Below are 11267 nucleotides of genomic sequence, written 5' to 3' on the forward strand. Positions count from 1 at the left end.
GTTCAGCCGATGGCCTGCCGCAGGTTGAGGCGGGCCTGCTCTTCGCGCTCGGCGCGGATTGACGGCGTGAGGTAGAGCGGCTCGCGCGCCAGGAAGCTGCCCAGGATGTGGCGGCGCCTCGGCTCGAAGACCTCGGGCGGCACGTGCGCGTATTCGAAGCGGATCTGTTGCTCGTATTCGGCGAAGCGCGCCACGGGTGCGCCGAGGATCGACAGGTCGATGTCGACCAGCAGTTGCGCATCCGGCTCCTGCGGCTGTGCCTGGTGCCGGGTCGCCATCACCAGCGCATGCACGCGCTGCGCGGCATCGGCTGGTGCGCCTGTTTCTTGCATTGCCCGAACCGCCCAATCGGCGCTGCGCTGCTCGTTGTCGTGGCCGTGCACGTCGTAGATCGCGTCGTGAAACCAGAGCGCCAGCGCGATCTCGGCCGGTCGCTGCGCATGCGTGCGAACGCGGGCCAGGCCGTCGAGGCATTCGTCCAGGTGCTGCAGCGTGTGGTAGGCGCGATGCGGTTCGCCGTAGCGGGCCTGCAGTTCGGCGAGCAAGGCGTCGCCGGGCGGCGCGGGCGTGCCGAGTTCAAGCCACGCATCGAGCCAGGCAGTGCGGCGCGCCTCGGCCTGCATGCCTAGTGCTCCATCGCGGCGCGCACTTCGCGCCCCAGTTCGAGCACCGACATGGCGTAGTAGCTGCTCCAGTTGTAGCGCGTGATCACGTAGAAATTCTGCGTGCCGGCCACGTAGCTGGGCGCGTCGGCGCCGTTCTGCAGCTCGATGAGCGCCAGCAGGCCCTTGTGCCGCTGCGCTTCGCCCTCGAGCACGGCACCGCCGGCCACGAAGGCATCGGCGCTGAAGCTCGGCAGGATGTCGGGGGCCAGCAGCACGTCTTTCTTGAGGCGGGCGTCGTCGAAGCCGACGGGGTAGATCGACGGCATGCCGGGCGTCCAGCCGAAGGCCTTGAAGTAGTTGGCCACCGAACCGATCACGTCGACCGTGTTGTTGACCAGGTCGATGCGGCCGTCGCCGTCGTAGTCGACCGCGTACTTGGCGATGCTGCTCGGCATGAACTGAGGCATGCCCATGGCGCCGGCGTAGCTGCCCACGGGCACCATCGGGTCTTCGGCCGTGCGGGCCTCGGTGCTCAGAAAGCTCTCGAGCTCGCCGCGGAAGAAGGCCTGGCGCTCGGCCGCGCGCGGATGGCCTTGGGGGAAATCGAAAGACAGCGTCGCCAGCGCATCGATGACGCGGAAGTTGCCCATGTTGCGGCCGTAGATGGTTTCGACGCCAACGATGCCCACGATGATCTCGGCCGGCACGCCGAACTCGGTTTCGGCACGGGCCAGCGTGGCGGCATTCGCCTTCCAGAAGCGCACGCCGGCGCCGATGCGCGCGGCGTCGATGAAGCGGCCGCGGTACACGCGCCAGTTCTTGGCCGTGCCGCGTGGCGCCGGCAGCATGAGGCGCGGCACGTTCGGCAGCAGGCGCGCATTGCCGATGGTGGCGCGCACCCAGGCGCGGTCGAGATGGCGCCGCGCGGCCACGTCGTCGGCGAAGCGCATGGCGTCGTCGCGCGTGGCGTAGGGCGTTTCGCCGCGCACCACCTTCTGGGCCGCGGCGGGCGTGGCATGGAAGGCGGCGCCCATCAGGAACAAGGTGGAGAGGAGGGCGGGCGTGAGAAGGCGTCGCATGGAGGCCGATTGTGCCGCGCGGGTCGCCGTCGCCTGAAAAAAGCTCGCATCACCGCCAGTGAATGCGCATCGCTGCACTTGGGATTAGCACTTTGCGAAAGATCGACGGGGCGGCGACCGAAGTGCGTGCTTTAGTTCAAAGAAGAATTCGCGACTGTCGAAGCGCGGTGGCCGGCGTATGGTGTTCGGCCATCAAATCAGCACGAAGAGGTCTTGGCATGAGCATTCAGATCGGCACCGCGGGCAACGATCGCTTGAACGGGTCCAGAGAAAACGACACGCTGGAAGGCGGCACGGGCGACGACAGACTCAGCGGCGGCGCAGGAAGCGACACCTACCGATTCGCACGCGGCTTCGGCAACGACACGATCAACAACTACGACTCCGTTGGCGGCGTCGACCGGATTCAGTTCGCACCCGGCATCGCCGCCAGCGACCTGCTCATGAACCGCGTCGGCATGGACCTGCAGCTGACGTTGAGGAACAGCCTCGACAAGCTCACGATCGAAAACTACTTCACCGGGAGCGGCAAGTTCGCGGTGGACTTCATCGAATTGGGCGACGGCACCAGCTTGAGCGTCGAGCAGGTCAAGACGAGCCTGCTCCAGGGCAAAGGCGGCAACGACAAGATCACGGGCTACTCGAGCAACGACACGATCGTCGTGGCGTCCGGCAACAGCGAACTGTGCGGGGGTGGGGGGAGCGACGTCTACCGTTTCTCGGCCGGCTGGGGCCGGGCCACGATCAACAACTACGACAGCAGCGGCGGCAAGACCGACGCCATCGAATTCGCTGCGGGCATCTTGCCCGGTGAAGTCGTTGCCAGCCGCAGCGGGTCGGACCTGGTGCTGACGCGGGGCGCCGACACCATCGCCGTCAGGAACTACTTCATCGCCGACGCCAACAGCAACTTTGCGCTGGAAGAAATCCGCTTCGCCAATGGAGTCAGGTGGAACATCGGGACCGTCAAGGACATGGTGTTGCAGGGCACGATCGGCAACGACCGGATCTCCGGCTATGCGAGCAACGACACCATCACGGGTGGGACGGGCAACGACACGCTCAGCGGTGGGGCGGGCAGCGATGTCTATCGGTTCGCGCGCGGTTGGGGCCAAGACACGATCAACAACTACGACACCGGTGCCAGCATCGATGCGATCACGTTCGCATCGAACATCGCGCCTGCAGACATCACGGTCCGGTTCTCGGGCAACAGCCTCGTGCTCAGCATGAAGGGCACCACCGACACCATCACCGTGCCCGGCTACCTGAGCAACAACGGCGCAGGCAGTTTCGGCCTGGAGGAGATCCGCTTCGGCAACGGCGTTACCTGGCGTTTCGACGACGTCAAGGCGAAGTCGCTCGAAAGCACCGACGGCGCAGACGAGATCACAGGCTTGGACACCAACGACACGATCAGTGGCGGCGCCGGCGACGACGTGCTTCGAGGCCAGGCGGGCAATGACGATCTCGACGGAGGCCTCGGCGACGATCAGCTCATCGGAGGCGCAGGCAACGACCGCCTGCGGGGCGGTGCCGGCAACGACACGCTCGAGGGCGGCGGAGGCAGCGACACCTATCTTTTCACCACCGGCTGGGGCAAGGACATCATCCGCAACTTCGATTCCGGCACCGGCAAGACCGATACGATCGAATTCGGCGCCGGGATCATTCCGGCGGACGTCAAGGTGTCGCGTGTGCAAGATGACCTGGTCCTGAGCCATGGAACGGACGACACCATCACGGTCGAGAAGTTCTTCTTGAGTGATGCCGCCGGCACCTACAAGTTGGAGCAGGTCCGCTTTGCCAACAGCACCGTCTGGGATATCCCGACGATCAAGACCATGAGCCTGCAAGGCACCGACGGCAACGACGTGATCAAGGGGTTCAGCGGAAACGACATATTGGTTGGTGGCGCTGGGCAGGATCGGCTCAGCGGCGGGGCTGGCAGCGACATCTATCGCTTCGCACTTGGATGGGGTCAGGACGTAATCGACAACACCGACGCGGGACCAAGCAAGACCGACGCGATCGAGTTCTTGTCAGGCATCGCGCCGGCCGATATCAAGGTCACCCGCACGGGTGACAACCTGACCTTGCAATACATGCAGACAGACAACACGGTGACCGTCGAGAGTTACTTCCTCGACGACGTCACTGGCAAGAAGAAGCTCGAAGAGATTCGCTTCGCCGACGGCACGAAATGGACGACCAACGACATCAAGGTCAAAGCCCTGGCCAGCGCCACGACCGCGAACGACGACGCGATCGTCGGGTTTGCCGGCAGCGATATCTTGAATGGCGGGGCCGGCAACGACAAGCTCGACGGCAAGGCTGGCAACGACAGGCTCGATGGTGGCGCCGGAAACGATTCCCTCGTGGGCGGTGATGGAAATGATGAGCTTGCCGGAGGTGACGGCGATGACGTGCTGGATGGGGGCGCAGGAGCGGATCAACTGGCTGGTGGGGCCGGCAACGACAAGCTCGACGGCAAGGCGGGTAACGACAGGCTCGATGGAGGGGCCGGGAACGACAACCTCGTTGGCGGTGACGGAGATGATGAGCTGATCGGGGGTGATGGCGATGACGTGCTCGAAGGAGGCGCGGGAGCGGACCGGCTGGCCGGCAACGCCGGCAACAACACCTACGTCTTCGGCCGTGGTTCGGGCTCCGATACCGTCGCGGACCTCTTCGCAAACGCAAACAACACGGTTGCATTCGGTGCAGGGGTGACGGCCGATCAGCTTTGGTTCACCGGCGCGACCGACTCATTGGGTTTTCGAAGCGACTTGATCGTGGGCATCATTGGTACGGATGACCGGCTTGTTCTTACGGGTTGGTACCAAGGCCTGGATGCGGTCAAGCAGTTCAAGACCAGTGACGGAAAGGTCCTGTCGAAGAGCAACGTGCAAAGTCTTATCGATGCGATGGCGGCGTTGACGCCTCCCGTGGCCGGCCAGACCACTTTGCCAGCGGCCTACCGCGCCACGCTCGATCCCGTCATCGCCTCGGCTTGGGTCAAGGCTTGAGCATTTGCGGACGAGCAGGCGCTGCGGGCCTCGTCCGGCGTCATCGAGGCCAACGCATGCGCCTGAACTCCGCGCGCAATTGCGATAAGCCAGCCCCCGGAGATGCCGCATAGCGCTGCACCTCCAGCCGCATCAGCCAATCCTGGGCCGCCTGTGTTCCGTTGCCGAAGCGCTCGGCCAGTCGAGCGGCCATCTCGCGAGGTGGCGTGGCCTCCGACAGTTCGATGCCCGCCTGCGCGAGCCGCACACGCGCCTGTTCCAGCAGCCGCAGCCACGGGTCATGCTGGCTGCGCTCCCACAACGTCCACCCAGCGCCCGCCAGGCTGGCGAGCACCAGCAAGACCAGCAGCACCGTGGCCAGGTCCTGCAGGCTGGGCGCATCGAAGCCCAGGTCCTTGAGCAGGTCCAGCTGCCGGCTCTGCGTGTAGTTGAGCACCCACTGGTTCCAGCCGTTGTTCAGGGCCTCCCAGGCCGCGCGCAGGTTCTGTGCGAGCGTGGGGCTCATCGCGCCGACGGCGCCGGCGAACAGGCCCGGCTGCGCCACCAGCCGCTGGAACTGGCCGATGCGGTCTGGCGAGATCGCGGCGGTGGGATCGACCCTCACCCAGCCGCGGCCTTCCTGCCATACCTCGGCCCAGGCGTGGGCATCGCTGTTGCGCAGCGTCCAGTAGCCGTCCACGCTGTTGGCCTCGCCGCCTTGGTAGCCGGTGACGATGCGCGACGGGACGTCCAGGGCCCGCATCAGCACCACGAAGGCCGAAGCGATGTGCTCGCAGAAGCCGGCCTTCTTGTCGAACCAGAACTCGTCGGCCGTTTCGTTGCCGTAGATGCCCGGGTCCAGCGTGTAGCTGTAGCCGCCGGTGCGCAACCGCTGCAGCGCTGCGCGGACGTAGGCCGGCGTGTCGGCATCGGCCAGGGCGGGGTCGCTCTTCATCTGCGCGGCCAGCGCGACGGTGCGCGGGTTGGAGCCGGACGGCAGCGCCAGGTCGTCGCGCAGGCTGGCGTCGCGGCGTACCGGGCCGCTGTCGAACTGCGTGAAGCTGCGGGCGCGGTAGCGCACCAGGTCACCGATGGCACGGTTCGTCACCCATTGCAGCTCGGGCGTGCCGAAGAGCTGGTAGCCGGGCAACTCGGGCCGCGCGGGCGTCGCATCGAGCGTGAGCAGCCAGGGGCGGTTGGCCGGCTCGAGCGTGACCTCGTAGCCATAGGGCTCGCCCCGCACGCGCAGGTTCTGCGGCGAGCCGAAGCGCGAGAAGGGCGGCGCCGCCGTCCATTCGCGGCCATCGAACTGCGTCAGGACCGGGCCGCGGAAGTACATGTCCTGCTGTGCCGGCACGCGGTTGTCGTCGAACTTGATGCGCGCGGCGATGCCGTCGTCCAGGGCCAACTGCGCGATGGTGCCGACACGCATCGTGTTCGACAGGCCGGTGCGGCCCGCCATCGCGTCGCCCGGCGTGCCCCACAGCGGCGCCATGCGCGGAAAGAGCAGGAACAGCGCCAGCATGATCGGCGCGCCCAGCAGCGCCATCCAGCCGGCGGTGCGCGCGGCCTGCATGAGCGGTGGTCGGCCCACGGGCATGTGGGCGTTGACCAGCGCTGTCAGCAGGCCCAGCAGCGCCAGCAGCATCGCGAAGGCAGTGGGCAGCGACTGCGAATAGAAGAAGTTCGTGAGCATCGTGAAGAAGCCCAGAAAGAACACCACGAAGGCATCGCGGCGTGCGCGCAGCTCCAGCGTCTTGAGCGCCAGCAGGATCACGATCAGTGTCACGCCCGGGTCGCGGCCGAGCAGCGTGCGGTGGGTGGCGTAGGTGGCGGCCAGCGTGACGGCGAGCAGGCCGGCGCGCCACCACTTGCTCGGCAGCGGCCTGGCCTGCACCGCCAGCGTGCCGCGCCACACCAGCACCACGGCCGCGAGCGTGCTGCACCACCAGGGAATGTTGGGCAACTGCGGCAACAGGATCAGCGCGATCACCGCGAGCAGGAAGACCGTGTCGCGGGCTTCGCGCGGAAGCGCCTGGAGCTTGCGGGAGAGCTTCATGTCGGCCGATCGAGGCGCGTGGCGTGCATCAGCACAGCGCCAGCGCCTCCAGGCAGCGCCGCCGATGAACCTCGCCCTGCGACGGCGCCACTGTTCGGCCGGCCACGCGCAGTCCGTAGTCGACGCCGAGCCGATCTGCCATCAGCACCCAGGCGCAGAGTCGCGAGATCCGGCTTTCCAGGTCGGCCAGTCCGGTGGCTTGCGCATCGAGCCACAGCTCTTGCCTTTGGGCCTGCTGCGTGTCGCGGCTCACGAGTTCCTCGGAGCCCACGGCCTGCGCGCGCGCCGCGCGCTTCCACACCACCAGCTTCAGCGGATCGCCGCGCCGATAAGGCCGCACACCGTCGTATTCGCCGGCCGCGCTGGGGCGAAGCGCGGACGCGGTGGCCTGTCCGGCCAGCGGCTCGCCCGGTGGCAGCGGGGGCGGGTGCAGCTCCGGTGCCGGGTAGACCAGCACCTGCGCCGCCGGCCGCCATACCGTCCACACGCGAAAGGTGCCGAGCGGAAAGCGCGTCTCGGCGGTCAGCGTGGGCGCCGGATGCAAGCCGCGGCGATCGGCCTTGAAGGCGACTTCGACCGTCTCGCTGCCCTGGGCCGGCACGTCGCTCCACGACCATTGGCCGCTGTGGCGCACCGCCATGCCGATGCCGTAGCGCGTGCTGCGCCGCGCATTGCCCAGCACCACGCGCAGGACGGCCGCCGCGCCTGCGTACTGCGGGTCGGGCGCCATCAGCCGCAGGCTCAGGCCGCGCAGCGTCGCGTGGCTCACGTGCATGCCGACGGCCACGCTGCCGGCCAGCAGGAAGGTCAGCAGGTAGCCCAGGTTGAGCTGGTAGTTGATCGAGCCGATCAGCAACAACAGCAGCGTGCCGGCCAGCATCCAGCCTGCGGGCGTGGGCAGGATATAGACGTTGCGCTGCGTGAGCTCCAGCGTGTCGGAAGGCGGGCGGCGCGACAGGAACCAGCCGTCGACGCGCGCGCGAGCCGGTGCCAGAAGGCGCGCCGCCGGGTTCATGGAAGGGGCACTGCCGCGACCATGGCCCGCACCTGCTCGGTCGCGCCGCGGCCCGCGTCGCCGACCGGCGTGAGCCGATGCGCGATGGTCTGCGGCAGCACGGCCTGCACGTCGTCGGGTGCGACGTAGTCGCGGTTGGCGAGCAAAGCCTGCGCCTTGGCCGCGCGCAGCACCGCGATGCCGGCGCGCGGCGACAGGCCTTGCAAAAACCACCGGCCCGAGCGCGTGGCCGCGATCAGGTCCTGCACGTAGTTCAGCAGCGGCTCGGCGGCATGCACCTGCATCACGCGCTGCTGCAACGCAGTCAGTTCGCCGGCCGTGAGCAGCGCGGGCAGGGTGGCCAGCATCTCGCGCCGGTCGGCACCGGCGAGCAGCGCGCGCTCGGCGGCGCGGTCGGGGTAGCCCAGCGAGATGCGCATGAGGAAGCGGTCGAGCTGCGACTCCGGTAGCGCGAACGTGCCGAGCTGGTCGTGCGGGTTCTGCGTGGCGATGACGAAGAAGGGCACGGGTAGCGGGCGGGTCTCGCCTTCGACCGTGACCTGCTTCTCTTCCATGGCCTCGAGCAGGGCGCTTTGCGTCTTGGGGCTGGCCCGGTTGATCTCGTCGGCCAGCAACACCTGGGTGAAGACCGGGCCCGGGTGGAATACGAAAGACTGCTGCCCGCGGTCGTAGATGGCGACGCCCGACAGGTCGCCGGGCATCAGGTCGGCCGTGAACTGCACACGCGAGAACTGCAGGCCGAATGTGTGGGCCAGCGCGTGGGCCAGCGTGGTCTTGCCGACACCGGGCACGTCCTCGATCAGCAAGTGCCCGCCGGCCAGCAGGCAGGCCACGCAGTCGCGCACCTGCGCCTCTTTGCCCACGATCACCGTGTTAAGCTGACCGAGCAAACTGGCGAGCTTCGCGGCGACGTCCATTTTTGTATCCATCTGCAAACAATACCGTAAGCCCTGCGGCCCTGCGCCGCATGAGCCTACGACGTGACCGACCATGGGCAAAACCGGTTATTTCACACACCGCGACTGCTGGAAGCACGACATGGGCATGGGGCATCCCGAGTGCCCGCAACGTCTCGATGCCATCGAAGACCGCCTGCTGCTCACCGGCGTGGCCGACGCGCTCGAGCGCGGCGATGTGCCGCTGGCCACGCTGCCGCAGATCACGCGGGCCCATAGCGTCGAGCACATGGAGCACCTCGAAGCGCTCAACGACCGCCTGGTGGCCGACGAGCCGGCCGGCGGCCCGTCGTATGCGCAGCTCGACCCCGACACCGCGCTGACCCGCTACACCATGCTGGCCGCGCGCCGCGCCGCGGGCGCCGCCGTCGCGGCCACCGACGCGGTGATCTCCGGCGCGCTCGACAACGCCTTCTGCGCCGTGCGCCCGCCGGGCCACCATGCGTGCCACGACAAGGCGATGGGCTTCTGCTTCTTCAACAACGTGGCCGTGGGCGTGCGCCATGCCATCGAGGTGCACGGGCTGGAGCGGGTGGCCATCGTCGACTTCGACGTGCACCACGGCAACGGCACCGAGGACATCTTCAGCAACGACCCTCGCGTGCTGATGGTGGGCATCTTCCAGCACCCGTTCTATCCGTACAGCGGCGCCGACCACCCGGCGCCCAACATGCTCAACCTGCCCGTGCCGGCCTATACCAAGGGCATGGACGTGCGCGAACTCGTCGAGGCCTGCTGGATGCCGCGCCTGGAGGAGTTCAAGCCCCAGATGGTTTTCGTGAGCGCGGGCTTCGACGCCCACCGCGACGACGACCTGGGCCAACTGCGCCTCAACGAGAGCGACTTCGCCTGGATGACCGAGCGCATCCGCGACGTCGCACGGCGCCATGCGCAGGGACGCATCGTGTCGATGCTGGAGGGCGGCTACAACCTCGATGCGCTCGCCGCGAGCGTCGAGGCGCACGTGCGGGTGCTGTCTGACCTTTGACCTGCCGATGAATTTCGACGACTTCCGACTGCGCCTGTCGCAGATCGACGCACAGAGCCTCTGGATCGAACTCGCCATCCTCGTGGCCTGCGTCGCCCTGGCCTTCGGCATCTGCCGCTGGTTCGGGCGCGACCAGCCCAAGGAATCGATCTGGTTCGGCGAGCACACCTTCGACGGCCTGCTGTTTCCGCTGCTGGCGCTGGTGCTGACCGACCTGGCGCGGCGCTTCACGCTCGAGTTCCAGCCGGTGCTGGTGCTGCGCATCGCGGTGTCGGTGTTCGTGTCGCTGGCGGCCATCCGCTTCTTCGCGCGCGTGCTCCGCGTGGTGTTTCCGGCTTCCGCGCTGGCGAGGCTGGTCGAGCGCACCATCTCGTGGGTCGCGTGGGTCGGCGCCGTGCTGTGGATCGTCGGGTTGCTGCCCGCGGTGCTGACCGAGCTGGACAACATCTCGCTGTCCTTCGGCAAGAACCAGGTGAGCCTGCGCACGATGCTCGAAGGCGCGCTGTCGGCCGCGCTCGTGCTGGTGGTCGCTTTGTGGATCGCGTCGACGGTCGAGACGCGCATCCTGCGCAACGCGCTCACCGACCTGTCGATGCGCAAGGTGGCGTCGAACGCGCTGCGCGCGGTGCTGCTGCTGATCGGCCTGCTGTTCGCGCTCTCGGCCGTTGGGGTGGACCTGACGGCGTTGTCGGTGCTGGGCGGCGCGCTCGGGGTGGGCCTGGGCTTCGGCTTGCAGAAGCTGGCGGCCAACTACGTGAGCGGCTTCGTCATCCTGCTCGAGCGCTCGATCCGCATCGGCGACAACGTCAAGGTCGACAACTTCGAGGGCCGCGTCACCGACATCAAGACGCGCTACACGCTGGTGCGGCAGGGCAACGGCCGCGAGTCGATCGTACCGAACGAGTCGCTCATCACGAGCCGCGTCGAGAACCTCTCGGTGTCGGACCTCAAGTTCAACCTCACCAGTGTCATCGTGGTCGGCTACGAGAGCGACGTGGCGCGGGTCCAGGGCATCCTCACCGATGCCGCACGGGCACAACCACGTGTATTGCCCGATCCGGCGCCGGTCGCCTTTCTCACCAACTTCGCGCCCGACGGGCTGGAGTTCACGCTTCATTTCTGGATCGGCGACCCCGACAAGGGCAAGGACAACGTCCGCTCGCCGATCAACGTCGCGATCCTCGAAGGCCTGCGCCAGGCGGGGATCGACATTCCTTATCCGCAGCGCGTCGTGCGCGTGGAATCGTTACCTCCCGGCACGTCGGGAACGGTCGAAGCTCGCCTATAATCGCCGAAAAGCACGACCGTTCTTTTTTACCGCTCTGCGGTACACCCTGATCGAAGTGACAGTTCTCAGAGGCCAGTTGCCTAAAATCTTCGGTTCCTCTGCACACCCCCGGTTTCGCAATCCAATGGAGTCACGCCAATGAAGGTCCTGGTCCCCGTCAAGCGGGTCGTCGATTACAACGTCAAGGTGCGCGTCAAGAGCGACGGCACCGGTGTCGACATCGCCAACGTCAAGATGAGCATGAACCCCTTCGACGAGATCGCCGTCGA

At 67.2% G+C, this 11267-nt stretch carries 8 protein-coding genes and 1 pseudogene; 4 read left to right on the forward strand and 5 right to left on the reverse strand.

What is annotated here, in order from left to right:
- Positions 1 to 2: 2 nt before the first annotated feature.
- Together B0W80_RS22655 and mltB are read right to left on the reverse strand one after the other, a co-directional pair.
- Positions 3 to 623, reverse strand: coding sequence for an N-methyl-D-aspartate receptor NMDAR2C subunit (locus B0W80_RS22655; RefSeq protein WP_077001422.1), 621 nt, complete (start codon positions 621 to 623; stop codon positions 3 to 5).
- A 2-nt stretch (positions 624 to 625) separates the two neighbouring features.
- Positions 626 to 1639, reverse strand: a complete 1014-nt coding sequence (gene mltB / locus B0W80_RS22660; protein ID WP_256856660.1) for a lytic murein transglycosylase B — start codon at positions 1637 to 1639, stop codon at positions 626 to 628.
- 263 nt (positions 1640 to 1902) lie between these two features.
- Here mltB and B0W80_RS36010 point away from each other — a divergent pair, with 263 nt between their 5' ends.
- Positions 1903 to 4713, forward strand: coding sequence for a calcium-binding protein (locus B0W80_RS36010; RefSeq protein ID WP_077001424.1), 2811 nt, complete (start codon positions 1903 to 1905; stop codon positions 4711 to 4713).
- A 40-nt stretch (positions 4714 to 4753) separates the two neighbouring features.
- Here the strand turns inward: B0W80_RS36010 and B0W80_RS22670 are convergent, their stop codons facing one another.
- Genes B0W80_RS22670 through B0W80_RS22680 form a run of 3 tightly spaced genes read right to left on the reverse strand, consistent with a single transcriptional unit; the run spans position 4754 to position 8683 of the window.
- Positions 4754 to 6751: a DUF3488 and transglutaminase-like domain-containing protein gene (locus B0W80_RS22670; protein ID WP_077001425.1), complete on the reverse strand. Its 1998-nt coding sequence runs from the start codon at positions 6749 to 6751 to the stop codon at positions 4754 to 4756.
- A 28-nt stretch (positions 6752 to 6779) separates the two neighbouring features.
- Positions 6780 to 7766, reverse strand: a complete 987-nt coding sequence (locus tag B0W80_RS22675) for a DUF58 domain-containing protein (protein ID WP_077001426.1) — start codon at positions 7764 to 7766, stop codon at positions 6780 to 6782.
- Positions 7763 to 8683, reverse strand: coding sequence for a MoxR family ATPase (locus tag B0W80_RS22680; protein ID WP_077001427.1), 921 nt, complete (start codon positions 8681 to 8683; stop codon positions 7763 to 7765). The genes B0W80_RS22675 and B0W80_RS22680 overlap by 4 nt, the downstream gene beginning before the upstream one ends.
- A gap of 73 nt (positions 8684 to 8756) precedes the next feature.
- Here B0W80_RS22680 and B0W80_RS22685 point away from each other — a divergent pair, with 73 nt between their 5' ends.
- From B0W80_RS22685 to B0W80_RS22695, 3 genes and pseudogenes are all read left to right on the forward strand, one after another.
- Positions 8757 to 9710, forward strand: coding sequence for a histone deacetylase family protein (locus tag B0W80_RS22685; protein ID WP_077001428.1), 954 nt, complete (start codon positions 8757 to 8759; stop codon positions 9708 to 9710).
- Positions 9711 to 9717: 7 nt separating this feature from the next.
- On the forward strand, positions 9718 to 10998 hold the full coding sequence (locus B0W80_RS22690) for a mechanosensitive ion channel family protein (protein ID WP_077001429.1): 1281 nt from the start codon (positions 9718 to 9720) through the stop codon (positions 10996 to 10998).
- Positions 10999 to 11136: 138 nt separating this feature from the next.
- Positions 11137 to 11267 (forward strand): annotated as a pseudogene (locus tag B0W80_RS22695) (electron transfer flavoprotein subunit beta/FixA family protein); the annotation flags it as partial.

This window comes from Variovorax sp. KK3, assembly GCF_001984055.1.
Classification (GTDB): domain Bacteria; phylum Pseudomonadota; class Gammaproteobacteria; order Burkholderiales; family Burkholderiaceae_C; genus Variovorax.

Bases quoted from the DNA above. Each gene is read 5' to 3' on its own strand.
- B0W80_RS22655 (WP_077001422.1), bottom strand. From the start codon at position 623: ATGCAGGCCGAGGCGCGCCGCACTGCCTGGCTCGATGCGTGGCTTGAA.
- mltB (WP_256856660.1), bottom strand. From the start codon at position 1,639: ATGGGCGCCGCCTTCCATGCCACGCCCGCCGCGGCCCAGAAGGTGGTG.
- B0W80_RS36010 (WP_077001424.1), top strand. From the start codon at position 1,903: ATGAGCATTCAGATCGGCACCGCGGGCAACGATCGCTTGAACGGGTCC.
- B0W80_RS22670 (WP_077001425.1), bottom strand. From the start codon at position 6,751: ATGAAGCTCTCCCGCAAGCTCCAGGCGCTTCCGCGCGAAGCCCGCGAC.
- B0W80_RS22675 (WP_077001426.1), bottom strand. From the start codon at position 7,766: ATGAACCCGGCGGCGCGCCTTCTGGCACCGGCTCGCGCGCGCGTCGAC.
- B0W80_RS22680 (WP_077001427.1), bottom strand. From the start codon at position 8,683: ATGGACGTCGCCGCGAAGCTCGCCAGTTTGCTCGGTCAGCTTAACACG.
- B0W80_RS22685 (WP_077001428.1), top strand. From the start codon at position 8,757: ATGGGCAAAACCGGTTATTTCACACACCGCGACTGCTGGAAGCACGAC.
- B0W80_RS22690 (WP_077001429.1), top strand. From the start codon at position 9,718: ATGAATTTCGACGACTTCCGACTGCGCCTGTCGCAGATCGACGCACAG.